Source organism: Streptomyces typhae (genome assembly GCF_009755605.1).
Taxonomy (GTDB): domain Bacteria; phylum Actinomycetota; class Actinomycetes; order Streptomycetales; family Streptomycetaceae; genus Streptomyces; species Streptomyces typhae.
The window spans coordinates 112,260-135,962 of the sequence record NZ_WPNZ01000010.1 but is presented as its reverse complement, the minus strand read 5'-3'; the positions used below and the strand labels follow the sequence as shown (position 1 = coordinate 135,962).

At 73.4% G+C, this 23,703-nt stretch carries 24 protein-coding genes; 17 read left to right on the top strand and 7 right to left on the bottom strand.

What is annotated here, in order from left to right; genetic code table 11:
* The first annotated feature begins 2 nt into the window (after positions 1-2).
* From sufC to GPA10_RS19600, 10 genes are all read left to right on the top strand, one after another.
* Entirely contained in the window at positions 3-767 is a 765-nt protein-coding gene (gene sufC, locus GPA10_RS19645) for a Fe-S cluster assembly ATPase SufC (protein ID WP_058851574.1), read from the top strand.
* Positions 764-2,032: a cysteine desulfurase gene (locus tag GPA10_RS19640; RefSeq protein WP_484600349.1), complete on the top strand. Its 1,269-nt coding sequence runs from the start codon at positions 764-766 to the stop codon at positions 2,030-2,032. Before sufC ends, GPA10_RS19640 begins: the two co-directional genes overlap by 4 nt.
* Before the next feature lie 13 nt (positions 2,033-2,045).
* Positions 2,046-2,525: a Fe-S cluster assembly sulfur transfer protein SufU gene (gene sufU, locus GPA10_RS19635; RefSeq protein WP_058851572.1), complete on the top strand. Its 480-nt coding sequence runs from the start codon at positions 2,046-2,048 to the stop codon at positions 2,523-2,525.
* On the top strand, positions 2,522-2,860 hold the full coding sequence (locus GPA10_RS19630; RefSeq protein ID WP_030687191.1) for a metal-sulfur cluster assembly factor: 339 nt from the start codon (positions 2,522-2,524) through the stop codon (positions 2,858-2,860). Before sufU ends, GPA10_RS19630 begins: the two co-directional genes overlap by 4 nt.
* A 96-nt stretch (positions 2,861-2,956) precedes the next feature.
* A complete protein-coding gene (locus GPA10_RS19625) occupies positions 2,957-3,277 on the top strand; it encodes a DMT family transporter (RefSeq protein WP_246259444.1) in 321 nt (106 codons plus the stop codon).
* Entirely contained in the window at positions 3,277-3,831 is a 555-nt protein-coding gene (locus GPA10_RS19620; RefSeq protein ID WP_157166635.1) for a TetR/AcrR family transcriptional regulator, read from the top strand. The genes GPA10_RS19625 and GPA10_RS19620 overlap by 1 nt, the downstream gene beginning before the upstream one ends.
* A gap of 152 nt (positions 3,832-3,983) precedes the next feature.
* A complete protein-coding gene (gene dapD, locus GPA10_RS19615) occupies positions 3,984-4,973 on the top strand; it encodes a 2,3,4,5-tetrahydropyridine-2,6-dicarboxylate N-succinyltransferase (protein ID WP_157166634.1) in 990 nt (329 codons plus the stop codon).
* 112 nt (positions 4,974-5,085) lie between these two features.
* Positions 5,086-5,628 carry a hypothetical protein gene (locus tag GPA10_RS19610; protein ID WP_157166633.1) on the top strand — a complete coding sequence of 181 codons (543 nt, stop codon included), beginning with the start codon at positions 5,086-5,088 and terminating at the stop codon, positions 5,626-5,628.
* Between the two features lie 79 nt (positions 5,629-5,707).
* Entirely contained in the window at positions 5,708-6,262 is a 555-nt protein-coding gene (locus GPA10_RS19605) for a SigE family RNA polymerase sigma factor (RefSeq protein ID WP_157166632.1), read from the top strand.
* Positions 6,259-7,482 (top strand): TolB-like translocation protein, encoded by a 1,224-nt coding sequence (locus GPA10_RS19600; protein ID WP_343041111.1) that lies wholly within the window; start codon positions 6,259-6,261, stop codon positions 7,480-7,482. Before GPA10_RS19605 ends, GPA10_RS19600 begins: the two co-directional genes overlap by 4 nt.
* Here GPA10_RS19600 and dapA read toward each other — a convergent pair.
* Positions 7,443-8,429, bottom strand: a complete 987-nt coding sequence (dapA, locus tag GPA10_RS19595) for a 4-hydroxy-tetrahydrodipicolinate synthase (RefSeq protein ID WP_157166631.1) — start codon at positions 8,427-8,429, stop codon at positions 7,443-7,445. The two genes, GPA10_RS19600 and dapA, sit on opposite strands and share 40 nt — an antisense overlap.
* Positions 8,430-8,663: 234 nt before the next feature.
* Between dapA and GPA10_RS19590 the strand changes: the two genes are divergently transcribed.
* The 5 genes from GPA10_RS19590 (at position 8,664) to GPA10_RS42070 (ending at position 12,611) form a co-directional block, all read left to right on the top strand.
* Entirely contained in the window at positions 8,664-8,831 is a 168-nt protein-coding gene (locus GPA10_RS19590; protein ID WP_157166630.1) for a hypothetical protein, read from the top strand.
* Positions 8,828-9,565, top strand: a complete 738-nt coding sequence (locus GPA10_RS19585; RefSeq protein ID WP_157166629.1) for a hypothetical protein — start codon at positions 8,828-8,830, stop codon at positions 9,563-9,565. The genes GPA10_RS19590 and GPA10_RS19585 overlap by 4 nt, the downstream gene beginning before the upstream one ends.
* Positions 9,566-9,759: 194 nt before the next feature.
* On the top strand, positions 9,760-10,563 hold the full coding sequence (locus tag GPA10_RS19580) for an SGNH/GDSL hydrolase family protein (protein WP_157166628.1): 804 nt from the start codon (positions 9,760-9,762) through the stop codon (positions 10,561-10,563).
* Between the two features lie 134 nt (positions 10,564-10,697).
* Positions 10,698-11,399 (top strand): antibiotic biosynthesis monooxygenase, encoded by a 702-nt coding sequence (locus GPA10_RS19575; protein WP_157166627.1) that lies wholly within the window; start codon positions 10,698-10,700, stop codon positions 11,397-11,399.
* A gap of 138 nt (positions 11,400-11,537) precedes the next feature.
* Positions 11,538-12,611, top strand: a complete 1,074-nt coding sequence (locus tag GPA10_RS42070) for an SRPBCC family protein (protein ID WP_214660349.1) — start codon at positions 11,538-11,540, stop codon at positions 12,609-12,611.
* Between the two features lie 27 nt (positions 12,612-12,638).
* Here GPA10_RS42070 and GPA10_RS19560 read toward each other — a convergent pair whose 3' ends face one another.
* Entirely contained in the window at positions 12,639-14,489 is a 1,851-nt protein-coding gene (locus GPA10_RS19560; protein ID WP_157166626.1) for an endonuclease/exonuclease/phosphatase family protein, read from the bottom strand.
* 315 nt (positions 14,490-14,804) lie between these two features.
* On the opposite strand from GPA10_RS19560, the gene GPA10_RS19555 reads away from it, so the two are divergent.
* A complete protein-coding gene (locus tag GPA10_RS19555; RefSeq protein ID WP_157166625.1) occupies positions 14,805-16,298 on the top strand; it encodes a hypothetical protein in 1,494 nt (497 codons plus the stop codon).
* A gap of 287 nt (positions 16,299-16,585) precedes the next feature.
* Here the strand turns inward: GPA10_RS19555 and GPA10_RS19550 are convergent, their stop codons facing one another.
* The 4 genes from GPA10_RS19550 to GPA10_RS19535 form a co-directional block, all read right to left on the bottom strand.
* A complete protein-coding gene (locus GPA10_RS19550) occupies positions 16,586-17,032 on the bottom strand; it encodes a hypothetical protein (protein ID WP_058851559.1) in 447 nt (148 codons plus the stop codon).
* 27 nt (positions 17,033-17,059) lie between these two features.
* On the bottom strand, positions 17,060-18,199 hold the full coding sequence (locus tag GPA10_RS19545) for a chymotrypsin family serine protease (protein ID WP_157166739.1): 1,140 nt from the start codon (positions 18,197-18,199) through the stop codon (positions 17,060-17,062).
* Between the two features lie 68 nt (positions 18,200-18,267).
* On the bottom strand, positions 18,268-18,462 hold the full coding sequence (locus GPA10_RS19540; protein ID WP_058851993.1) for a hypothetical protein: 195 nt from the start codon (positions 18,460-18,462) through the stop codon (positions 18,268-18,270).
* Between the two features lie 282 nt (positions 18,463-18,744).
* Positions 18,745-19,560: an SDR family NAD(P)-dependent oxidoreductase gene (locus tag GPA10_RS19535; protein ID WP_157166738.1), complete on the bottom strand. Its 816-nt coding sequence runs from the start codon at positions 19,558-19,560 to the stop codon at positions 18,745-18,747.
* A gap of 153 nt (positions 19,561-19,713) precedes the next feature.
* On the opposite strand from GPA10_RS19535, the gene GPA10_RS19530 reads away from it, so the two are divergent.
* Positions 19,714-21,183 carry an alkaline phosphatase PhoX gene (locus GPA10_RS19530; protein WP_157166624.1) on the top strand — a complete coding sequence of 490 codons (1,470 nt, stop codon included), beginning with the start codon at positions 19,714-19,716 and terminating at the stop codon, positions 21,181-21,183.
* Between the two features lie 28 nt (positions 21,184-21,211).
* Here the strand turns inward: GPA10_RS19530 and GPA10_RS19525 are convergent, their stop codons facing one another.
* Complete coding sequence (locus GPA10_RS19525) at positions 21,212-23,650, bottom strand: protein kinase domain-containing protein (RefSeq protein ID WP_157166623.1); 2,439 nt, start codon at positions 23,648-23,650, stop codon at positions 21,212-21,214.
* Between the last annotated feature and the right edge of the window lie 53 nt (positions 23,651-23,703).

Below are 23,703 nucleotides of genomic sequence, written 5' to 3'. Positions count from 1 at the left end.
CCATGGCAACGCTTGAAATCCGAGACCTGCACGTCACCGTCGAGGCCGACAACGCCACGAAGGAGATCCTCAAGGGCGTCGACCTCACCGTGAAGCAGGGCGAGACGCACGCCATCATGGGCCCGAACGGCTCCGGCAAGTCGACTCTCGCCTACTCCATCGCCGGTCACCCCAAGTACACGATCACCCAGGGCACCGTCACCCTCGACGGCGAGGACGTCCTGGAGATGGAGGTCGACGAGCGGGCCCGCGCCGGCATGTTCCTCGCCATGCAGTACCCGGTCGAGGTCCCCGGCGTCTCCGTCTCCAACTTCCTGCGCACGTCGGCGACGGCGATCCGCGGCGAGGCCCCCAAGCTGCGCACCTGGGTGAAGGAGGTCAAGGAGTCGATGGCCGCGCTCCAGATGGACCCCTCCTTCGCCGAGCGCAACGTCAACGAGGGCTTCTCCGGCGGTGAGAAGAAGCGCCACGAGATCCTCCAGATGGAGCTCCTCAAGCCGAAGATCGCGATCCTCGACGAGACCGACTCCGGCCTGGACGTCGACGCCCTGCGCGTGGTCTCCGAGGGCGTCAACCGCGTCCGCGACACGGGCGAGGTCGGCACCCTCCTGATCACGCACTACACGCGCATCCTGCGCTACATCAAGCCCGACTTCGTGCACGTCTTCGCGAACGGCCGCATCGCCGAGTCCGGCGGCGCCGAGCTCGCGGACAAGCTGGAGAGCGAGGGCTACGAGGCCTACGTGAAGGGTGGCGCATCCGAGTGACTGTGGCCCGCCAGGGGCTGCCCGGCCTCCTCGACACCGAGGCGCTCCGCAAGGACTTCCCGATCCTGGAGCGCGCGCTCCACGACGGAAAGAAACTGGTGTACCTGGACAACGCGGCGACGTCGCAGAAGCCGCGCCAGGTCATCGACGCGCTGAGCGAGTACTACGAGCGGTACAACGCCAACGTCCACCGCGGTGTGCACGTCCTCGCCGAGGAGGCCACGGCGCTGTACGAGGGCGCCCGTGACAAGGTCGCGGAGTTCATCAACGCGCCGAGCCGCGACGAGGTGATCTTCACCAAGAACGCCTCCGAGTCGCTCAACCTCGTGGCCAACATGCTCGGCTGGGCCGACGAGCCCTACCGCGTGGACCACGAGACCGAGGTCGTCATCACGGAGATGGAGCACCACTCCAACATCGTGCCGTGGCAGCTGCTCTCGCAGCGCACCGGCGCGAAGCTGAAGTGGTTCGGCCTCACCGACGACGGCCGGCTCGACCTGTCGAACATCGACGAGGTCATCACCGAGAAGACGAAGATCGTCTCCTTCGTCCTGGTCTCCAACATCCTGGGCACGCACAACCCGGTCGAGGCCATCGTGCGCCGCGCCCAGGAGGTCGGGGCCCTGGTCCTGATCGACGCCTCCCAGGCCGCGCCGCACATGCCGCTCGACGTGCAGGCCCTGCAAGCCGACTTCGTGGCCTTCACCGGCCACAAGATGTGCGGCCCGACGGGCATCGGCGTGCTGTGGGGCCGCCAGGAGCTCCTGGAGGACCTGCCGCCGTTCCTGGGCGGCGGCGAGATGATCGAGACCGTCTCGATGCACTCGTCGACGTACGCCCCCGCGCCGCACAAGTTCGAGGCGGGCACCCCGCCGGTCGCGCAGGCCGTGGGCCTGGGCGCGGCCGTGGACTACCTCACCTCGATCGGCATGGACAAGATCGCGCTGCACGAGCAGGCGATCACCGAGTACGCGATCAAGCGCCTCCTGGAGGTCCCCGACCTCCGGATCATCGGCCCGGCGACGGCCGAGGAGCGCGGCGCCGCGATCTCCTTCACGCTCGGCGACATCCACCCGCACGACGTGGGCCAGGTCCTCGACGAGCAGGGCATCGCGGTCCGGGTCGGCCACCACTGTGCCCGCCCGGTCTGCCTGCGGTACGGAATTCCCGCGACCACGCGAGCGTCGTTCTACCTGTACTCCACGCCCGGCGAGATCGACGCCCTCGCCGACGGTCTGGAGCACGTACGGAACTTCTTCGGCTGAGGGGCTGGCTGGTGTGAAGCTGGATTCGATGTACCAGGACGTGATCCTGGACCACTACAAGCACCCGCACGGGCGCGGTCTGCGCCCCGGCGACGCCGAGGTGCACCACGTCAATCCGACGTGCGGCGACGAGATCACGCTGCGGGTGAAGTACGACGGCGCGCGCATCGAGGACGTGAGCTACGAGGGCCAGGGCTGCTCCATCAGCCAGGCCAGCGCCTCCGTGCTCAACGACCTGCTCGTCGGCAAGGAGCTCGCCGAGGCACAGCGGATCCAGGCCGTGTTCCTGGAGCTGATGCAGTCCAAGGGCAAGCTGGAGCCGGACGACGCGATGGAGGAGATCCTGGAGGACGCGGTCGCGTTCGCCGGTGTCTCCAAGTACCCCGCGCGCGTCAAGTGTGCTCTGCTGAGCTGGATGGCGTGGAAGGACGCGACGGCGCAGGCACTGGGCGCCGACGTCGAGGCCCCCGAGGCCGAAAGGAAGACGGCATGAGCGAGAACGAGACCCTCACGACCAAGCCCGCCTCGGAGGAGGAGGTCCGCGAGGCCCTCTACGACGTCGTCGACCCCGAGCTGGGCATCGACGTCGTCAACCTGGGCCTGATCTACGGCATCCACGTCGACGACGCCAACATCGCCACCATCGACATGACGCTGACGTCCGCGGCCTGCCCGCTGACCGACGTCATCGAGGACCAGGCGAAGTCCGCGACGGACGGCATCGTCAACGAGCTGCGGATCAACTGGGTCTGGATGCCGCCGTGGGGCCCGGACAAGATCACGGACGATGGCCGGGAGCAGCTTCGGGCGCTGGGGTTCAACGTCTGACAGGTCTTCGTGAAGGGCCCGCACCGACTGGTGCGGGCCCTTTTGCATGCGCCTGCATATGTACAGCCGTACGCATCGATGTGTACACTCGTACGCATGGGATACGGACTGCTGGCCGCGGCCATCGCGGCGGAGGTGGCCGGGACGACGGCCATGAAGTACAGCGAGGGATTCAGCCGACTCTGGCCGTCGCTGTTCACCGTCGCGGGATATCTGCTGGCCTTCACACTGCTCGCGCAGACGCTGAAGACGCTGTCGGTGGGGACCGCCTACGCGATCTGGGCGGGGATCGGGACCGCCGCCGTCGCGGGCATCGGGATGCTGTTCCTCGGGGAGTCGACGAGCATGGTCAAGATCCTGGGGATCGTGCTCGTGATCGCGGGTGTGGTGGTGCTGAATCTGGGCGGGGCCCACTGATGGGGCGCCGCTACGACCCCGAGCGACGGCAGCGGATCATCGACGCGGCGCTGCGGGTCGCGGCCGAGAAGGGCATCGCGGGCCTGAGCCACCGCTCCGTCGCCGCCGAGGCCGATGTGCCGCTCGGGTCGACCACGTACCACTTCAGGACCCTCGACGATCTGCTGGTCGCCGCGCTGCGGCAGTCCAACGAGGGGTTCGCGCAACTGGTGCGCGAGCGTGGAGTCCTCCAGGACCCCGACGCCGACCTGCCCGCCGAGCTGGCGGCGCTGCTCGGGGAGTGGGCTGCCGGGGGGCGCGAAGGGGTCGAGCTGGAGTACGAGCTGTATCTGGCCGCGCTGCGCCGCCCCGCGCTGCGGCCGGTGGCCGCCGAGTGGTGTGAGGGCGTCGGCGAGGTCCTGCGGGAGCGGACGGACCCCGTCACCGCGCGGGGCATGGTGGCGATGATGGACGGCATCTGCCTCCAGGTGCTCCTCACGGGCGCGGAGTACGACGAGGCGTACACCCGGGAGATGCTCGGGCGGGTCCTGGCCTCGGCGGGGACTCCCTCCTAGCGGAGCTTGTAGTCGGGCGCGGCCCCGTAGTCGGGCGCGGCCCCGTAGTCGGGCGCGGACCCGCAGTCCGGCGAGCCGCCGGGGGCGCCCGGCACCTGAGACGCTCCGGCACCGGTTCGCCTCCGCGCCCCCGCCCCGGTTAGGTTGCACCCATGACCGATACGACTGCTCCCCGCGTTACCGGCGCTGTTGCCGCCGGGCTTGCCACCGTCGCCGCCGACGGCACCGTTCTCGACACCTGGTTCCCCGCGCCCGAGCTCGTCGCCGAGCCGGGTCCCTCCGGCAGCGAGCGGCTGACCGCCGAGCGCGCCGTGGAACTGCTCGGTGAAGGCGCCGCGAAGGCGATCGGTCCCGACGCCCGCCGGGGCGTGGACGTCGTCGCCGTCCGCACGGTCATCTCCTCCCTCGACGACAAGCCGCTGGACGCGCACGACGTGTACCTGCGCCTGCACCTGCTCAGCCACCGCCTGGTCGAGCCGCACGGCCAGAGCCTCGACGGCATGTTCGGGCTGCTCGCCAACGTCGCCTGGACCTCGCTCGGCCCGGTCGCCGTCGACGACCTGGAGAAGGTCCGTCTGAACGCCCGCGCCGAGAGCCTGCACCTGGCGGTGACGTCCGTCGACAAGTTCCCGCGCATGACGGACTACGTGGCCCCCAAGGGCGTGCGCATCGGCGACGCCGACCGCGTGCGGCTCGGCGCGCACCTCGCCGAGGGCACCACCGTGATGCACGAGGGCTTCGTGAACTTCAACGCCGGCACCCTCGGCACCTCCATGGTCGAGGGCCGCATCTCCGCGGGCGTCGTCGTCGGCGACGGCTCCGACATCGGCGGCGGCGCGTCCACCATGGGCACCCTGTCCGGCGGCGGCAACGTCCGCATCGTCATCGGCGAGCGCTGCCTCGTCGGCGCCGAGGCGGGCGTCGGCATCGCGCTCGGCGACGAGTGCGTCGTCGAGGCCGGTCTGTACGTCACGGCGGGCACGCGCGTCACGATGCCCGACGGCGAGGTCGTGAAGGCCCGCGACCTGTCCGGCGCCTCGAACATCCTCTTCCGCCGCAACTCGGTCACCGGCGCCGTCGAGGCCCGCCCGAACAACGCGGTCTGGGGCGGCCTCAACGACGTGCTGCACAGCCACAACTGACCCGCGCGGGCGGCCCGGTGCCGCCCGGTCACGCGTCCGTGATGAGGGTGCCCTTCCTGCCGGAGGGGCGCCCTCGTTGCGTATGCTGCGCGCAGTCGGAGGGGAGATCGGCATGTACAAGACAGGGGCACGGCCCCTGGGCGCCGCGTTACGAGCCCTGGCGGCCGGGGCCGCGGCCGTGGTCGTCCTGCTCGCGGGCAGCGGCGAGAGCCTGGGCAGGGACACGGCAGCTAGGGGCGGTGACGCGGCAGGGCGAGGCGGTGACGCGGCAGCGCAGGGCCGCGGTACGGCAGCGCAGGGGCGTGACACGGACGCGCGCACCCACGCCCTCCGGCACAGCGACATCCCCTGGAGCGGCAGCCGCAGCCCCTTCGAGTTCCAGGTGAAGCTCGGGGACGGCCGCCGCGTCGCCCTGTACTGCCTGCGCGACGAGCGCCTCTACGCCCAGGACCGCGGCCCCCGGGAACGCGGCTGGTCCGAGCCCGCCGTCGTGTACCGGGCCGGGAGCGGAGCCTGCCGGGGTGTCACGCTCAGGGCGCGGGCCGCGACCGTCGCGGCCGTCGCCCGCTTCGGCACCCGGCGGGTCGCCTTCGAGCGGGACGGCGACACCCTGAAGTGGACGATGTCCGGAGGGTTTTCGCGGGACCAGGCATAGCGGCACACGTCCGCGCACGTCACCAGGGGCAGAGAGGCCGCAGGGCAGTCGGGCCCGGGGCGTGAACGAGAAGGTGACGATGGATGCCGAGAGTCAGAAACGGTTCCGGGAGTTCGTCGAAGGACGGTCCGCGGCGCTGCTGAGGACCGCCGTGCTGCTGACCGGCGGCGACCGGCACGCCGCTGAGGACCTCCTGCAGAACGCGCTGGTCAAGGCCGCGGGCCGGTGGTCGAGGATCGAGGACCCGGAGGCGTACGTACGCCAGGTCCTCTACCGGCAGCAGATCGGCAGGTGGCGGCTGAAGTGGCCGCGGCGCGAGGTGGCGGTGGCCGAACCGCCCGAGCGGCCCGGCGCCGACACGGCGGGCGGTGCCGACCTGCGGATGGTGATGCGGGCGGCGCTCGCGAGACTCACCCCGCGGCAGCGCACCGTACTCGTCCTGCGCTACTTCGAGGACCTGCCCGAGGCCGACGTGGCGGGCATCCTCGGCTGCACCGTCGGCACCGTGCGCAGCACGACGCACCGCTCCCTGGCCCGGCTGCGCGCCCTCGCGCCCGAGCTCGCCGACCTCGGCCCTGCCGCCGCCGAGGCCGCGCCGTCCCGTGACATCCCGCCCGTGGAGGTACGCCCGTGAACGTCGACAGGCTGGTGCGCGAGACGCTCCAGGAACAAGCCGCCGAGCAGCCCGGACCCCCCGGTGACCTGGCGGGCCGGGTCCTCGCCGCCCGGCGCCGCCGCCGCACCCGGGCCGTCACCGGCGCCGCCCTCGCCACGGCGGCCTTGGTGGCCGCGGCCGTGGCCGTGCCCGCTCTCGACTCCTCGGACCCGGGGCGCCGGGACGTGCGCCCGGCGGGCCGCCCCGATGTCGTTGCGCACCCCGACCAGGCGGTGCCCCGGGACTTCGTCGCGGCCGGGCGGGTGGGCATGGCCGGGTACGCCGCGTTCCGCGACATGAGGCAGCGCAACGGCGACGAGGTCCTCGTACGCTCCTACTGGCTCCTGAACCCCAGGACGCAGAAGTACGAGAAGGCCGACGACAGGTGGGCCTGGGTCGCCGTCGCCCCCGGCATGCGGACCGCCGCCGTCCTGGAGGGCGAACTGCCCGCCCGCCGCATCGGCCTCCTCGACCTGGCGTCCGGCGAGGTCACGCGCTGGATCACACCGGCCCACCCGGCCGCCGCCGTCGAGTGGTCGCCGGACGGCAAGCGCCTGGTGGCGACCACGTACAGCAAGAACCCCGACCGCCTCGTCAAGGTGCCCGGCACATCCCCCGCGCCGCAGCAGCACTTCAGCCGCACCGGCTGGGTCGTCGTCGACGCCGCGTCCGGCGACGTCGGCCCCTTCCGCGAACTGCCCCAGACACCAGGGGAGAAGGACGGCGGGTACGCCGGTGTCGCCCGGCAGGACCTGCACTGGAGCCACGACGGCAGCCGGCTCTACGTGCAGCAGTACGAGGGTCCGCGCGGCCGGAACTACCGCGACTGGTACACCATGGCGGGCGACAGGACCGCGGCGCCCGAAGGGGAACGGCACGCGGGCTGGCCGCGGGCCGGTCTCTCGCCGGACGGGAAGCTGCTCGCCGCCGACGGCACCACCGAGGGCTCCCCGATCCTCGACCCGCGGACCGGCAAGCAGATCGCCCGGGTGCCGAGCAGCGAACAGCTCGCCTGGGCCGACAGCAACCGCCTCATCGCCCTGAGCTGCGGCCCGGGACCCTGCACCGGGAAGAACGAGCAGCGGACGCGGCTCGTCCTCGTCACCGTCGGCAGCGACAGGACCGTCCCGCTGACCGCGCTCCGCGAGCGGCCGAAGGGCTACAAGGGCGTCTGGTCGCCGATGCTCACGACCCGCTGAACCGCCCCCGCGGGCAGCGCTCCGCCCAGCGCCTCATAGGCGGCCAGCAGCCCGTCGACCGCCTCGCGGCCGGCGGGCAGCAGCGGTGCCCTGACCGGGCCCGCGGGCAGGCCGAGCGCGCCGAGCAGCGCCTTCGCCGTGACCGCGCCGGGCAGCCCCGACGCCATCATCAGCTCGATGAGTTCGGTGAGCTGCCGCTGCCCGCGCGCGGCCGCCGCCGTGTCGCCCGCGTCGAACGCGTCCACGATCGCCCGCAGGCCGCGCGGCGCCACGTTCGCGACCGTGCTGATGTAACCCGCGCCGCCGAGCGCGTACAGCGGAAGGACGAACTCGTCGCAGCCCGTGTAGTACGCGAGGTCGCAGTTGGCCATCACCTTCGCGGAGCCGAGCAGGTCGTACGCGCAGTCCTTCACCGCCACGATCCGCGGGTGGTCCGCGAGCCGCAGCATCGTGTCCGGCTCGATGCGGGTGCCGGTGCGGCCCGGGATGTCGTAGAGGACCACCGGCAGTCCCGACACGTCGGCGACCGCGCGGAAGTGGGCCTCGACCGCCTCCTGCGGCGGCCTGCTGTAGTACGGCGTGACCACGAGCAGCCCGTCCGCGCCCGCCTTCTCGGCCCGCAGGGCGAGCTCGGCGGTGTGGGCCGTGTCGCTGCTGCCGACGCCCGCGACGACCGACGCCCTGCCGTCGACCGCCTCGCGGACGGCCTCCACGAGCGCGGCCTTCTCCGCGTCGGACGTCGTCGGTGACTCACCGGTGGTGCCGGACAGGACCAGGCCCTCGCAGCCCTCGGCGACCAGCCGGTCGGCGAGCAACTGGGCGCCGTCGAGGTCGAGGGCGCCGGACGTGGTGAAGGGCGTGACCATCGCGCACAGGGCGCGGCCGAGGGGCGCGGCGGGAACGGCGCGCGCCGCGTGCGTCGTGGGGGGCAGATGAGCTGCGGTCATAAGGGCAGTCTCAGCCCGCCGGGAGTGAAGCTCCACTTAATTCTGCTACGAGATGACGGGCAGCAGTGCTACGAGATCATGGGCGGCAGTGCCACCAGGTGACGGGCAGCAGTGCTACGAGGTGCGGAGGCGAACCCGTGAGGGACCGTACCCACGCGCACGGAAATGCGTCACCATGGCGGGAGCCGGACGCGCAGACGCCGGGACGTCCACAGGTCGTTCACAGGAGGCACCATGAGGCTGGGCAGGGCAGTCGCCACCGGAATCGCCGAGGAGAGTCCGCAGGAGCGGGAGGCCGAGCGGTCCTGCACCCCGCCGCGGGACGTAGAGACCGTGCCCGAACCCGCCCCGGCCGCCGCGGAGCCGGCCCCCGTCCTGGACGAGGTGCCGGCCGGCCGATGAGGTTACGGCTTCCCGAGGAACGCCTCACGGAGCCGCCCACCGGATACAAGATCGCCCACCCGGTCCTGTCCCAGGACGGCACCCGGGCCGGGTTCACCGGCGTCTCGCTGGGCGGCTCCCTGCCCTACGGCGCGCTCGACGAGGCCCGCTGCGCCTACGGGCGGCGGCACCGCGCGCCGCACCGGCGCTGCGACTGCGGCTTCCACTGCGTGCACGAGCGCTCGGCGGCGGAAGGGCTCCTGTGCACTGCCGAGCACCGCAGGGCCGCCTTGCTCGAAGTGGCCGTGCTCGGCGCCTACATCCGCTTCGAGAAGGGCTTCCGCTACGCGCGCCAGCGGGTGCGGGTGCTCACCGTGCAGCCGTGCGGCTGCGGCGCGGCGGCCACCCGCCTCGCCGACGCGGGCTGGGGCCGACCGGGCTGGCGCGCGCTGGAAGCGGTGTGCGGCCGGTGCGGGCGGGGCAGCGGCGGCACGGCGGTGAGCCTGTCGCGGTTCGCCGCGGTGGCGGGGGAGGGGCTGCGGGTGCTGCCCGCGCCCGCGACGGCCTCCGAGGGGGCGGGTTCCGTGCCGGGTGCCGTGCCGGGGCCCCTCGGCCCGGCCGCCGCGGCCGGTGTCGGGCTGCCCGAGCTGGCCGCCGAAGCGGCCCTGCTCCAGGCCCGCCTCGACTGGTTCCAGGTCGAGTTGGGGCGCATCGGCGGCCAGGGGCAGGACGGTCCCGGTCAGGAACGGGGGTAGCGGGGGTAACTGGGGTAACGGGGTAACGCAAGCCCGCGCGGGGCCGGAGCCGTCGCACCCTCGCGTCACGATCCGGGCAGGGCGGCGGGCGCGGCGGGGCGTGATGACACGGACGGGGCGGGATGTGGCCGGAGTGCTACTCGCGCCGAAGAGGCCTCGTTGACGCGCCCCGGCGGGCGCAGGACCCTCGGGCCATGACCCCGCATCCGTACGAGCGTTACGTCGCCGTCGGAGACAGCCAGACGGAAGGCCTCGGCGACGGTGACGAACGGCGCGGCTACCGCGGCTGGGCCGACCGGCTCGCGGAGATGCTCGCCGCAGGCCACCCGGACTTCGCGTACGCCAACCTGGCGGTGCGCGGGCGCCTGGCGGAGCAGGTCAGGGACGAGCAACTGGCCCCGGCCCTCGCCCTGAAGCCGGACCTCGTGACCGTGGTCGCGGGCGTCGGCGACCTGGTCAGGCCCGGCTACGACCCGGCCCGCACCGCACGCGCCGTCGAGGAGATGTTCGCCGAGTTCACCGCGACGGGCGCCCGCGTGGTCACCGTGACCTTCCCCGACATCGCCCGCATCGCGCCCCTGGCCCGCCGGGCGCAGCCCCGCGTCGTCGACCTCAACGCCCGTGTCCGCGCCGCCGCCGACCGGCACGGCGTCCTGGTCCTCGATCTGTTCCCGCAGCGCATCACCGCCGACCCGCGGCTGTGGAGCCGTGACCGGACGCACGCGAGCCCCGTCGGCCACGCCCGCGTCGCCGCCGGTGTCGCCGACGCGCTCGGTCTCGCGGGCTTCGCGGACTGGGCGCGTCCGCTGCCCCCGCTCGCCCCGGTCTCGGCGCTCGCCGGCGCGGCACAGGAGGTGCGCTGGCTCGCCGGCGCGGTGGGGCCGTGGGTGCGGCGCCGGGTCGTCCGGGTGCGGCCGGGGGCGGCGGGGGGCGGGACGCACCGGGCGAAGCGCCCTGGCCTCGTCGCGGTGACGCTGCCCGAGCCGGAACGGGCTTGAGGCGGGTGCGCCCGGCGGCGGGTGAACTCGGAGGCGGGCGAGGGTGAGGCGGGCGGGCTTGACCTGAACCGAGGTTCACATTGGAGCGTAGGGGTCGTCCGGCAGACAACACCCTGACGCCAGTGGAGAGTCCCATGACGCAGCGCGCCACCACGCACCCCGACCCGACCCGCTCCGACGTGGGCCTCGCCTTCTTCAGCACCTGGCACGTCGGCACGCCCGAGCGGCAGCGGGCGGCGGTCGACGCGATCGCCGCGGCCTGGGAGAGCCGCCCCTGGCCGCACGAGGGCCTGCTGTCGTACCACGTGTACGAGGGCGAGGACGGCGCCACCCTGATGCACCACTCGCAGTGGCGGGACGACGAGGCCTACCAGGACTTCTTCGCCCGCGGCAGGGACGAGCGGAACGCCGAGATCGACGCGGCGGTGCCCGGGGTGGAACGGCTCGGGCTGACCAAGACCTTCCTGCACGAAAGCGTGCGTCCGGGCCCCGCGGGCACCGTTCCCGAGGCCTTCGTGACCGTCGACGTGTCCTTCGAAGGGCCGGACGCCGACCGGCAGCGGGCCTGGGTGCGGACGGTCACCGACGCCATCGCCGCGAGCCCCGCCGTCCCCGGCCTGCTGGCGGCGCACTTCCATCTGAGCACCGACGGCACGCGCATCGTCAACTACGCGGAGTGGGAGACCGCGGCGGACCACGCGCGGGCGCTCGCGTCCCCCGGAGAGGGCATCGGCACGCTGTCCGAGGAGTGGCGGCGGGTGCGGGACTTCCCGGGCACGCTGGAGGCGGGCCGGGTGCGGCGCTACCGGCGGGCGTACGGGGTCGTGCCCGAATAGTCCCGCCCGAACAGTCCTGCCCGAATAGTCGTGCCCAGGGGCTTTACCGGGGCCGCCGCAGGTGGAGTCATAAGGACGAGAGCGTGTGATCGAGGATCGGGCGGCCCCGGCCGTCCCGCTCGGCCCCGAGGAGTCGTCATGACGATGGACAGCGGCACCGGCACCGACAGCGGCAGCGGCAGGGAATTCGAGATAGTCCGGGAGTTCGAGGTCGACTCGCCGCCCCGGGACGTGTGGGAGGCGGTCACCACCGGCACCGGCGGCTGGCTGTGGCCCATGGTGTACGAGCCCCGGGTGGGCGGTGACGCGGCGCACGGTGCCGTGGTCACCGCCTGGGATCCGCCCCGTCACCTCGCGGTCCGCTCGGACCACCCCGGAGCGCTCCCGCCGGAGCAGAACGCCGACCACCTGGAGCACCTCATCGAGCCGCGCGACGGCGGCCGCCGCTCCTGGGTGCGGCACGTGCACGGAGGCACGTTCGTCGTCGGCGCCCGGGACATGCGGAACGCCCCGGACGCCCCGGGTATCCGGGGCGTCCAGGGGCACCGGGACATCCCGGACGTCCAGATCCCCGAGAGCCTGAGCAACCCCGAGAGCCTGAGCAACCCCGAGGGCCTGAGCGACCCCGAGGGCCTGAGCAACCCCAAGAGCCCGCACAACCCCAAGAGCCTGCGGAACCCCAGGAACCTCAGGAGTTCCAAGAGCCCCAGGACTCCTCGGAGCGCCAGGGGCAACAGAGGAATCCAGGCCGGCCGGGCCGCCGAGGCCGCGCAAGCGGCCAGGGCGGCCCAGGACTGGGACGACCAGTACGAGGCGGCGAGCAAGCACACCGACTTCTATCTGCACAGCCTGCGGCAGTACCTGACGTACTTCGTGGGCCGCCCCGTCACCTTCACCGCTCTCGACGCCCCGGCCGCCGCGGCGGACGCCTCCGCCTTCGTCAGGCTCGCGCAGGAACTCGGCCTGCCCGACGACGCGTCGGAGGGCGCCCGCGTCCGCCTCGGCGCGGCGGCGAGCGAACTGGACGCCGTGATCGACTTCCGTACGACGTACTTCATCGGACTGCGCACCGAGGACGCGCTCTACCGCTTCTTCGGCCGCAACCACTTCGGCAGGCCCGTCGCGCTGAGCATCCACGACTTCGCGCCGGGCGCCGACGCCAAGGGCACCGAGGCCGCCTGGCACGACTGGCTGACGCGACTGTACGCCTGAGCCGCGCGCCGGGGCACGAGCGGGCGGCTACGGCCGGAACCGCACCACCTGCGGGTCGTGGTCGCTGTTCTGCTCCGCGAACTCCGCGTTCAGATGCACGCTGTCGTAGTGGTACCGGCCGACGCCGGGGCTCACCAGGATCTGGTCGAGCACCTGGGAGTTGCCCTGGAAGACGTACGAGTACCGCTCGGAGCGCGGCAGCGACTTGACGCCGGCGCGCAGCGCGCCGCCCGCCTCCAGGGCCTTGGTCGTCGCGGAGAACTCGAAGTCGTTGATGTCGCCGACCACGAGCACGTCCGCGTCCTTCTGGGCACCCCGGATCTCCCGCACGAAGGAGTTCACGGCCTCGGCCTGCCGCACCCGCTGGATCTCGGAGGAGCGCGTCGGCGGCTGGTGGTGCGAGGTCAGCGCCTCGTCGCCGCCCTTGGACGCGAAGTGGTTCGCGACCACGAACACCGTCCGGCCGCGGAAGCCGAACTCGCCCGCGAGCGGCTTGCGGCTGTTGGTCCACGCCGCGTCGGCCGGGGCGATCCGGCCGGGCGAGTGCGTGAGCGCGGCCCGCTTGCCGGTGCGCACGACGCCGGTGGCGGTGGTCGCGTCCCCGGCGCCGCGGTCGGTGAACGACACCCGCTCGGGGTTGAAGAGGAACACCTGGCGGATGTTGCCGCCGGGCTCGCCGCCGTCCTTGTTGTTCTCCGGGTCGATGGAACGCCAGGAGTAGCGGGGCCCGCCCGCCGCAACGATCGCGTCCGTGAACTTCTTCAGGGTCTGCCCGGCGGTGACCGTGCCGTCGTTCTTCGGGCCGTTGTCGTCCTGGATCTCCTCCAGGGCGACGATGTCCGGCGCGGCCAGGTTGGTGACCACGGCGGACGCGAGCGCGTCGAACTTCGCCTGCGGGTCGCCCGGGTCGAGGTTCTCGACGTTGTACGTGGCCACGGCGAGCTCGTCCTTGCGCTGCGGCCGGGTCCGCTCCCGCTCCAGGCCCCCGCTCCTGACCTCGCCCAGCTCCCGGGCGGCCAGCGTGTACCCGCCGTACTGGTTGAAGTCGAGCGGTCCCTCCGCCCCGCCGCTCAGGACGTCGCCGACGTCCGCCTTCGGGAACAGCCGCTCCGAGAGCGGGGCGAGCTGCTGCACCTGGAGGCGCCCGGTGTTCTGCGCGGCGTACGAGCCGTACAGCGCGCCGCCGCGCCGGGTCGGGCGCTCGTGCGGCTTCACGGTCACCCACAGCTCGGCGTGCGGGTCGGTGGCGCCGACGACGCGCGAGGAGCCGACGCGTACGTTCATGCCCTCCAGGGACTCGTAGAGGTCCAGGGCGTACGCGCGCGGCTTCAGGGGCAGGGCGTTGACGCTGTTGTCCGCGGCCGGGTCGCCCTTGGGGGCGTAGGCGCCGGGGACGTTCTTGGCGCTGATCGTCACCGGCGCGGGCAGGGCGTTGCCGGAGGACTCGACGGTCACCGCCGGCTTGGTGATCTGGGTCAGCGACTGGTTGCCGGAGGAGACGCCGCCCGGCACGTACTCGGTGACCGTGCCGGAGACCCGGACGGCGTCGCCGGTGCGCACGGTCGGCGTGGTGGCGGTGTAGACGAAGACGGCTTCGCTGGTCGCGCGGTCGCCGTCCCCGCGCACGTCCTGGAACCAGAAGCCCTTGGAGCCGTAGCCGCGCACGCCCGTGACGATGCCGGGCACGCCCTCGACCTGCTGCCCCGCGAGCGGCGAGACACGCGTGCCGCCCTGGATGTCGTGCACCCTGACCTGCTCGGCGGCGCCGGGCGACGCGGGGGAGGCCGTGGAGGCACCGGCGGTGGCGGCGAGCAGCCCGGCGGCGAGCGCGGTGGCGACGACGGCGCCGACGGCGGCGGATCTCGGTATGTGAGGCATTCGGGAGACTCCGAGGTGAGGAGGGGTGGGACGCGGCCCGGGGGAGGGGCCGAAGAGCGGCGCTCTACGCGCGTCAATCTCTTGTGCGGGCGGGGGAGTTGTCAAGGCTCTTCGGGTGTGCGCCGGCTGGACGCCGGGCGACGGGCGGATGACTCGGGAGCGGTACGGGGCGAGGCGGGCACGGCCGGACCGGGCCGCCCGGCGGCGGCGCGGAAACCCGACCGGTTCCGGTACGCCGGACGGGCGGGCGGCAAACGGTCAAATCCGTCTAGGCTTCACGCAGCAGACCCGTACGCCCGTCAGGAGAACCAGCCGATGTCCCAAAGCCCCGCCACCCTGCCGCCGGTGCTGCTGCACTCCGAAGCGGAGCTCGCGCGGGACGCCCTCGCCGCACCTCTGCTCGCCCGCGCCGTGCGGCTCGCCCGCTGGGCGGGGCCCGGGACCCGGGTGGGCGCGGGCGGCGAGCTCGTCGACGAGCAGCTCCCGGCCGCCGCGGCCGAGCTCGGGCTCACCGGTGCCGACGGCGCCGGTTCCGGGGACGACGACGGCGACGCGGCGGCGTACGCGAGCGAGGCGTGGCGGGTCGCCGTCGACACGGGCCTGGTGGAGGTGCGGGACCCCGAGGAGACGGAGGACGGCGACGCCGAGGAGGCCGAGGGCACCGTCACCGCGGGCGAGGAGCTGCGGCTGCTCACCTCCGGCGGGCCGCAGGACGTCCTCGGTATCTGGCTCGCCGCCCTGGAGACCGTGTTCGCCGACGCGACGGTCCCCGACCTGGAGGACCTCGTCGACGCCATCGAGGGCGGCGGTGAGATCGACTTCGAGGAGCTGGGCTGGGACCCGCAGGGCGAGGCGGAGTTCCTGGAGGGCGTCCTCGGCAATCTGTATCTGCTGACCGTCGGCGACAACGCCCCCGAGGGCGGCGCCGTACCGCTGCCCGCGCTCGCCGCCTCCATGATCATCCCGGATGACATGGGCGAGCCCACGGACGACGTCCTGGAGCAGGTGTCGGACGCCATGATGCGGCTCGACGACCAGTTCCGGATGCTGGAGCCGATCGGCCTCGTCGCGTACCAGCCCGTCGACGAGGCCCTGATGGCCGACATCGACAGCGAGGAGCCGCTGCCGCCCGCCGACGAGGACGAGGACGTCACGCGGTACGGGATGGTCAGGCTGACGCCCCTCGGCCTGTACGGCATCCGGGCGCGGATGCTGGAGGCGGGCCTCGACGCGCCCGCCGTCGGTGACCTCGCCGACAAGGGCGCCGACACGCTCCTCGACGCCACGGCCGCCTTCCCGCAGGCCGCCGCGCAGGCCGAGATCGAGCTGTGGCTCACGCGGCGGGTGCCGCTGGAGGCCGCGCGGGAGCTGCTCGCCGCGGCGCGGGGCGGGGACGAGGGGGCGCCGTTGCGCCGGCTGCGGTGCCAGCAGGCGCTCTCCCTCGTCGGTGGCACCGCCGAGCCCGCGCTGCGCGAGGTGCTCGACGACGCGGAGCTCGGGGGGCTGGCCCGGGTGTGGCTCGCGGAGCACGGTGCCGCTCAGGTGCCCGCGCCGTCGGAGGGGATGGTGTTCTGGCTCACCATCGACACGATCGCCGCGCAGCTCGCCGCCGAGGGGAACTCCGAGGAGTTGCAGGGTCTTGTGGAGGGGCTTGCCGCTCAGCACAGCGGGTTCTTCGCCGCCGCGTGGCGGGTGGAGCATCCCGCTACCGCGGATGTGCTGGAAGCGATGGGGCGGTTGCATCCTGACAAGAGGGTGGCGAAGGAAGCCCGCAAGGCAGCCTTCAAGGCCCGTTCGCAACAGGCCTAGGTTCCCCTCCTGGGTGGGCTCGGCCGCTGTGCCGTGCGGGCGGGACAGCTCCCGCGCACATCGGCCTGCGGCCACGCCCTCTTCCCCACCCACCCGCCCTTCCATCGGCCTGCGGCCTCGTCCTCAAGCGCCGGACGGGCTTTTCCCCACCCGCCCGCCCTTTCGTCGGCCTGCGGTCGGGAACATTGAGCCCGTCCGGCGATTGAGGACGAGCGCGGAGCGCGATCAGGGCGGGTGGGTGGGGACCGCCGGGTGACGACGAGCTGCTCCCCGGCCGGCCCGAGGCGTCAGCATTCGTAGCGCGTCGTGTGCTTGAAAGAAGACGTCGCGCCGTCGAAGCCGTACGTGCCGCGGTAGGCGGGCGGGTTCTGGTACTCGCCGACGATGGTGACGGTGTCGGCGCAGGACCCCTGGCCCGTCCGCTTGGCGTCCAGGCGGATCGTCTCGCCGACGAAGCCGCCGGTGATGTCCCAGGGCGCCCCGCAGATACCGGATGTGATCTGCCCGCCGGTCACGACGTGCGGGTAGGTGTTGGGGTTGTACTTCACCTCGATGGCGAAGGTGACCTGCCCGTTGTGGAGCGTGAGTTTGCAGTCCGTCGCGACGGCCTCCGCCGAGACGTCCATCTGCGTGGCGAACGCCTCGTCACGCGTCTTGACCTCGGCCCCCTGCGGATTGTGGAAGCGGTGCTCCGCGTGGGCCCGGCCCTTCTGCTTGCGTGCCTGTGTGGTCATGGAACCCTCCCTCCGGGAAGTCGTGCGTCAGGCCAGCTGTTCCGCGATCTCGACGCGCAGCAGCGCGCGGACGTTCTCGATGTGGTTGACGACGGTGACGGTCGAGGACCCGGCGAAGAGCAGGCCGAGCGCCACGTTGTCGAACGAGGTCACCAGGGAACCGGAGTCGCCGCCCGCGGAGATGTTGGTGGTGAGGATCTGGTCCTTGAAGCGGGCGGTGCCCGCGGTGCCGTAGTTCACGTCGATCGTCGCGTCGACGGAGATGATCCGGCCGAAGCTGATGTTCGTCGTGCGGCCGGACTTCTTCACGAGGTCGCCCACGGCCACGTTCGCCTTGCGGCGCCAGGCCCGGGGAGCGCCGCTGAAATACTGCTCGCGTGTCGCGTCCTGGAAGTCGACGGTGCCGAGGGCGGCGTCCACCACGTTGTTGTGCCGCTCCAGCGGGATCTGCGGGGCGAACTGGATCGTGATGAAGCGGTCCAGGGTCGCGATCCGGTCCGCGGGGTCCTGGCCGCCGTCGAACACGCCGGGCTGCACGATGGCGCTGCCGAGCTGGGCCCGGTTGGAGTCGGCGAGGACGTGGTTGTTGGACAGGATGTAGAACTTCGCCGGCACGCCGAGCCCGGGGCCCGGCGGGTCGACGGCCGCGCCGGGCAGGAAGTCGTACACCACGCTGCCGAGCGTGCCCGCGGTGACGCGCACGTTGCCGACCGAGAACCCGGACGGGCTCGGCCGCATCCGGCGCTTGAGCAGCTGCGGCTCGAACGCCCCGAGCCCGCCGGCCTCTTCGAGCTGCGGCTGGGCCAGGCCCGCGAACTGCCCGCCCGCCGCGGCCCCGGCCTCGTACGCCATCGGGCCGCGCACGTCGCCGCGCCCGGCCTTGCTCTGCTGCCGCTGGGCGGCGACATGGCCGACGGCGACGATGTCGGTGGGTGTGCCGTCGTCCATCTGGCGCGGGATCACGTCCCTCTCGGGAAGGAGCGACTCGGGCACCTTCTGGGTGACGAAGACCAGGACGGCGGGTTCACCGGTGGGCGTGCCGTTGCTCCACTTCACGCCGTGGCCGAAGCCGACGACGTTCGCGAGCGGCTGGTCGCGGCGCATGAAGTCGTTCGACGCCTGCTGCCGGGCGCTGTCGCTGAGCGTGCCGCCGGTGGGTCCTCGCATCAGTTCGGGCTGGCTCACGCCAGACCACCTCTTCCCCTGTGGGTGAAGCTCAAGGGTTCCGGGCCGTCTCAGGCGTCGCCCTGCGCGCCGACGTCGCCGATGGCGAGGACACGCACGGGCACGCCGTCGAGTACGTCCGGAATCACGTCCTCGTCCCGGAGCCGGTCACGGGACACCCTGCGCGTGACGAAGACGACGATCACGTCCGCGCCCGAGTGCTCGTCCCTGCCGGTGCCGACACCGGTGACGTTGGCCAGCCTCATCAGCCGGTCCTCATGGAGGCTGCGTGCCTGGTGTGCGTCCACTCCGGCTCGCCTCCCCCCGCGTGGGTGATGCGGTTCCGCGGGGGCGCCCCCGCGGGATGCGGTACCTGGGTGTCTATTGCCGGGGCCGGGGCCGGTCAAGGCGTGGCGCGTGAAATCTTGCCTTTGCTGCCGTTCCGCGCCTGTTGACCTTGTTCAGCAAGGTTCTGTCCGGTTGGCGCGGACTGCTCCAACCAGTTACGTGCGGGAAACGTACGCCGCATCCCGTACGCGGTACCGGGCTCACGTGCGCAGATGCGACGCTCCGTTGAGGTCGATGACCGCGCCGGAGGCCCACTCGGCGGGCGGCGACGCCAGCCAGAGCACCGCGGCGGCGATCTCCTCCGCGGTGCCCGCGCGTCCGAACGGGCTCTGCGCGCGGATCGCCTCGCCCTCCGCGCCGTCGAGCCGGTGGGCGACACGCTCGGTGCCGAAGAACCCGGGCGCCACCGACGCCACGGCGATCCCGTGCGGCGCGAGCGCCACGGCCAGCGACTGGCCGAGCGCGTGCACGGCCGCCTTCGTCGCGCCGTACGCGGGGTGGTCGGGCTCGCCCCGGAAGGCCCCGCGCGAGCCGATGTTGAGAATCCGGCCACCGGTGCCCTGCCCCCTCATGCGGTGCGCCGCCAGGTGGCTGAGGTTCGCGGTCGCGACCAGGTTCACCGCGACGTGCCGCTGCCACAGCGCGGACCAGTCCTCGTACGAGGTGGTCGCGGGCGGGTGCGGCAGATTGACGGCGGCGTTGTTGACCAGGACGTCGATGCCGCCGAGCGCGTCGGCCGCGCGGTCCGCCACGTCCCGGGCGCCCGCCGGGTCCGCCAGGTCGCCGCCCACCAGGACGTGCCCGGAACCCGCGAGCGAGTCGAGGGTGGCCCGCGCGTCGTCCGCACGCGAGCCGAAGTGCACCGCGACCCGGTCGCCGTTGTCCGCGAACGCCCGGGACAGGGCGCGCCCGAGCCCCCGGGAGGCGCCGCTGACCAGCACGCGGCGGCCGGAGGCGGGGAAGGGCCCCCGCGCGGCCGTACCGGTCGCCGTGTCGGCGTCCGTGGTCGTCCCCATGTCCGTACTCATATGAGAGCCTCCTGGCGGAATCTGTGCGTCCGGAAGTCGACCGCCGAAGTCGGCCTTCGTTCAACTGCCGTTTATACGTGAGCGGGACCGTGTCGCCGACAGCAGGCCCAGGCCCGGTCGTACGCGCCCTCAGGAGAACTCATGTCGTCGCTCACCCGCAGGGACTTCACCAGACGGTCGGCGGCCACCGGGGCGGGCGTCGCCCTGGCCGGCAGCGTCGGCGCGCTCGCCACCGCACCCGGAGCACTCGCCGCCGAGGACCCCGAAGTAGCCGGCATCGAAGCCGCCGACACGGCCGAGGGATACGGCCACGGCCACGGCTCGCCCGGCTACGGCCCGCTGCTCCCCGACCCCGAAGGGCTCCTCGCCCTGCCCGCGGGGTTCTCGTACCGCGTCGTCACCCACAGCGGGAAGACCAAGCTGGAGACCGGCGAGTTCACACCGTCCCACCACGACGGCACCGCCGCCTTCGAGGGGCACCGCGGCGTCACCCTCCTCGTCAACAACCACGAGATCGGCGGCCCCCGCACCCGCGCCAAGTACCCCGTCCCGCTCGCCGAGGGCCTCGTGTACGACCCGGCCGCGGCGGGCGGCTGCACGGTCGTCGAGGTGCGCCGCGGCGGCGAGATCGCCGAGTGGGTCGGCATAGCGGGCACCGCCACCAACTGCGCGGGCGGCTCGACCCCGTGGGGCACCTGGCTCACCTGCGAGGAGACCGAGGACCGGGCAGGCCAGAACGGCATGACCAAGGACCACGGCTACGTCTTCGAGGTCGACCCCTACGACCGGCGGGCCAACCGCGACCCGAAGCCCCTCAAGGCCCTCGGCCGTTACGCCCACGAAGCCGTCGTCGTCGACCCCAAGCGCGGCCACCTCTACCTCACCGAGGACGCCTCCGGGCCCAACGGCCTGCTCTACCGCTGGACGCCGCCGCACGGCTTCCGGCACGGCCGCGGCAGGCTGCGCGCCCTCGCCGACGACGCCGGTGTCCTCAAGGCCCTCAAGTGCTACGACTCCGGCGGCCGCTACGTCGACGACCTCGCCCGCGCCAAGAAGATCGGCACCGTGTACGGCGTGGACTGGGTGGAGGTCGAGGACCGCGACGCGCGCACCGTGCCGGTCCGCAAGCAGTTCGGCCCCGGGGACGTCACCCGCGCCCGCAAGCTCGAAGGCATGTGGTGGGGCGACGGCGGCACCTACATCGTGTCCTCGTACGCCCGTGACGAGAGCCCCGAGCAGCACGACGGGCAGGTGTGGTTCTACCACCCCGGCCGCCGCACCCTGACCCTGAAGGTGCTCCTCGGCGTCAACCAGAACCCCGACAAGGACGGCGCGTTCGACGGCCCCGACAACATCACCGTCTCGCCCTACGGCGGCCTCGTCGTCGCCGAGGACGGCGACGGCGTCCAGCACCTGTTCGGCGCGACCGAGCGCGGGCGCACGTACCCCATCGCCCGCAACGAACTGAACGCGGGCACTCCGGAGAAGCCGTCCTACAGCGAGTTCACCGGCGTCACCTTCTCGCCCGACGGCCGGACGCTGTTCGCCAACATCCAGACGCCGGGCATCATGCTGGCGATCAGGGGGCCGTGGCGGCGCCAGCGTCCCTGAGCGCCCTTGCCCGCACCGCGCGGGGTCCTCACCACGCGGGTGCGTTGACGGCCTGCACGGACCCGCCGGCGATCGCGTACCAGCCCGCGGAGTCGGCGGCGAGCGAGGTGATGGGACTGTCCGCCTCGGGCAACGACCAACTCGTCCGGTGCTTCCCGTCGCGCAGGCTGAGGGCGTGGACCTCCTGGCCCGCCGTGACGTAGACGGTGCCGCCGCCGACGACGGGCGGGCGCCGGTCGGTCGCGTCGACCGGCGCCCGCCACAGCGGCTCGCGGCCGTCGCGGAGGTCGACGCCCTGGAGCGTGGTGGTGTCCGCCCAGTGCACGAGCACGCCGTCGGCGGTCACGGGCCCCGGCGCGCCGCCCGGCCGCCGCGGCCAGCTCGCGTCGAGCCCGGCGGACGGGTGCGACCAGAGCTCCTCGCCGTCCCCGGGGGCGAAGCCGACGAGCCTGCCGCCGCCGAGCGCCAGGCCGACGCCCGCGGCGTACCCGAGCGCCGTCGTGCCCCGGCCCGCCGTCATGCCGAGGCGGCGCCGTGCCACCGCCCTGCCGCCGTCGCGCACATCGATCAGGTGCAGCTCGGCCTCCTCGGTGAGCAGCGCGAACCGTGCTCCGCGCGCCCCGTCCCGCGGAAGGGTCACGGGTGCTGCCACCGCGCGGTCCGCGGAGCGCAGGCCCTCGTACGACCACCGCTGCTTGCCCGTACGGGCGTCGAGGCAGGTCGCCCCGTCGGCCGGGGACGCGGGCTCGGGCGCGAGCAGCAGCGACGATCCGTGGACGGCCGGCGGCAGCCACACCGGGACGTCCGTGCGCAGGTCGGGCGCCGAGCCGTCGGGCAGGGTGCGCAGGCGCAGCTCCGGGTCGTCCGCCGAGCCGCTCGTGTGCAGCGTCACCAGGCGGCGGCCCACGACCGCGTACCACCGCGCGGCCACCGACGGCCACGCGCCGAGCACCGGCCAGGGCTTGCCCGTCGCCACGCCGATGACCTCCGGCAGGACCTCGGGCGCGATCAGGAGCCCGTCGTGCACGCCCCACAGTGTGGGCCCCTCCGCGGTGCCCCCGTCCCGGCGCCACCGCTGGCTGCCGTCGGTCGCCCGCACGGCGGTGACGGCGCCGCCGAGGGAAGTGCCGCGGGCGGGGGCGTGCACGAGGACGGTGCCTTCGGCGTGACCCGCGCTGCCGTCTCCCGCCCTGTACACGTTGACCGCGCTGCCCGTGTCGCCCGCGAGGAGCAGTCCGTTCACGCCGTCGCCGCCCGGATCCTTGCCGGGTTTGAGCATCCACCGGGTCGCCCCGGCCTCCTCGTCACCCGGCCACCAATCGAACGAGTACTCGTCGGTAGAACCATCGGTACTCCCCGGTGCGGTGCCGATCGCCCACCCGGCGAGGGCCGCGGCCGCGCCCCCGCTGGCGGCGAGGGCGGCACGGCGGGTCAGGGTGCGCCGCCGGGCGGCGGAGCGCGGCGGGGCCGGGGTGACGGAGGTCCGGGGCGTCGCGCCCGCCGCGTCCGACGTGTCCCTCGTGGGTGTCGCGTCCGGCTCGGGGACGTCCGGGGCAGGGACGTCCGCCGGTGGGAGGCCGGGGGCGGCGTCGGCGATGAGGGTACGCAGGGGTTCCCGCCGCCACCACAGCGGGCTGTCGGGCGCGGCGGTCCGGCGCAGGACGGCCTCGACCCCGGGCCGCAGCGCCGGATCCCGGTGGAGGCAGCCCGCGGCCAGGTCGCGCAGGCCCGCGGCGCGCGGCACCGACGCGAGGTCCGGTTCCTCGTGGGCCGCCCGGTACAGGAGGACGGCGAGCGGGCCCGTGCCGAAGGGCCCGGTGCCGGTCGCCGCGAACACCAGGACCGCGCCGAGCGCGAACACGTCGGTCGCGGGGCCCACCGTGCCGCCGAGCACCTGCTCGGGCGCCATGTAGCCGGGTGTGCCGAGCAGGGCGCCGGTGGCGGTCAGCGCTCCGTGCTGGTGCCCGTGTCCGCTCGCCTCCGTCGCGCGGGCGACACCGAAGTCGATGACGCGCGGCCCGTCGGCGGTGAGCAGGACGTTCGACGGCTTCAGGTCGCGGTGGACGATTCCGGCGGCGTGGATGCGGGACAGCGCCTCCGCGAGCGCCGCGGCGAGGGCCCGAACGGTCTCCGGTGTCAGCGGCCCCGTGCCGCCCACGGCCTGGCGGAGTGTGACCCCCGGCAGATACGCGGTGGCGAGCCACGGCTGCTCCGCGTCCGGGTCGGCGTCCACGACGGCGGCCGTGTGGGCCCCGGTCACGGCCCGCGCGGCGGTCGCCTCCCTGCGGAAACGCTCCCTGAACCGCGCGTCGGCCGCGAGGTGCGCGTGCACCGTCTTCAGCGCGAGCAGCCTCCCGCCCGGACTCCTGGCCAGGTACACCTGGCCCATGCCGCCCGCACCCAGCCGGGCGAGGAGCCGGTGGCCGCCGAGGGCGCAGGGGTCGTCGGCGAGCAGGGGGGAGGTCATGAAGGAACACCGGCCGCGACCACGGCGGGACCGTACGCGCACCACCGGCACGG

What these genes read in the sequence shown, in the direction of transcription:
- sufC (WP_058851574.1), top strand. Translation starts at nt 3, where the DNA reads ATGGCAACGCTTGAAATCCGAGACCTGCACGTCACCGTCGAGGCCGAC.
- GPA10_RS19630 (WP_030687191.1), top strand. Translation starts at nt 2,522, where the DNA reads ATGAGCGAGAACGAGACCCTCACGACCAAGCCCGCCTCGGAGGAGGAG.
- GPA10_RS19625 (WP_246259444.1), top strand. Translation starts at nt 2,957, where the DNA reads ATGGGATACGGACTGCTGGCCGCGGCCATCGCGGCGGAGGTGGCCGGG.
- GPA10_RS19620 (WP_157166635.1), top strand. Translation starts at nt 3,277, where the DNA reads ATGGGGCGCCGCTACGACCCCGAGCGACGGCAGCGGATCATCGACGCG.
- dapD (WP_157166634.1), top strand. Translation starts at nt 3,984, where the DNA reads ATGACCGATACGACTGCTCCCCGCGTTACCGGCGCTGTTGCCGCCGGG.
- GPA10_RS19610 (WP_157166633.1), top strand. Translation starts at nt 5,086, where the DNA reads ATGTACAAGACAGGGGCACGGCCCCTGGGCGCCGCGTTACGAGCCCTG.
- GPA10_RS19605 (WP_157166632.1), top strand. Translation starts at nt 5,708, where the DNA reads ATGGATGCCGAGAGTCAGAAACGGTTCCGGGAGTTCGTCGAAGGACGG.
- dapA (WP_157166631.1), bottom strand. Translation starts at nt 8,429, where the DNA reads ATGACCGCAGCTCATCTGCCCCCCACGACGCACGCGGCGCGCGCCGTT.
- GPA10_RS19590 (WP_157166630.1), top strand. Translation starts at nt 8,664, where the DNA reads ATGAGGCTGGGCAGGGCAGTCGCCACCGGAATCGCCGAGGAGAGTCCG.
- GPA10_RS19585 (WP_157166629.1), top strand. Translation starts at nt 8,828, where the DNA reads ATGAGGTTACGGCTTCCCGAGGAACGCCTCACGGAGCCGCCCACCGGA.
- GPA10_RS19580 (WP_157166628.1), top strand. Translation starts at nt 9,760, where the DNA reads ATGACCCCGCATCCGTACGAGCGTTACGTCGCCGTCGGAGACAGCCAG.
- GPA10_RS19575 (WP_157166627.1), top strand. Translation starts at nt 10,698, where the DNA reads ATGACGCAGCGCGCCACCACGCACCCCGACCCGACCCGCTCCGACGTG.
- GPA10_RS42070 (WP_214660349.1), top strand. Translation starts at nt 11,538, where the DNA reads ATGACGATGGACAGCGGCACCGGCACCGACAGCGGCAGCGGCAGGGAA.
- GPA10_RS19560 (WP_157166626.1), bottom strand. Translation starts at nt 14,489, where the DNA reads ATGCCTCACATACCGAGATCCGCCGCCGTCGGCGCCGTCGTCGCCACC.
- GPA10_RS19555 (WP_157166625.1), top strand. Translation starts at nt 14,805, where the DNA reads ATGTCCCAAAGCCCCGCCACCCTGCCGCCGGTGCTGCTGCACTCCGAA.
- GPA10_RS19550 (WP_058851559.1), bottom strand. Translation starts at nt 17,032, where the DNA reads ATGACCACACAGGCACGCAAGCAGAAGGGCCGGGCCCACGCGGAGCAC.
- GPA10_RS19545 (WP_157166739.1), bottom strand. Translation starts at nt 18,199, where the DNA reads ATGCGAGGACCCACCGGCGGCACGCTCAGCGACAGCGCCCGGCAGCAG.
- GPA10_RS19540 (WP_058851993.1), bottom strand. Translation starts at nt 18,462, where the DNA reads ATGAGGCTGGCCAACGTCACCGGTGTCGGCACCGGCAGGGACGAGCAC.
- GPA10_RS19535 (WP_157166738.1), bottom strand. Translation starts at nt 19,560, where the DNA reads ATGGGGACGACCACGGACGCCGACACGGCGACCGGTACGGCCGCGCGG.
- GPA10_RS19530 (WP_157166624.1), top strand. Translation starts at nt 19,714, where the DNA reads ATGTCGTCGCTCACCCGCAGGGACTTCACCAGACGGTCGGCGGCCACC.
- GPA10_RS19525 (WP_157166623.1), bottom strand. Translation starts at nt 23,650, where the DNA reads ATGACCTCCCCCCTGCTCGCCGACGACCCCTGCGCCCTCGGCGGCCAC.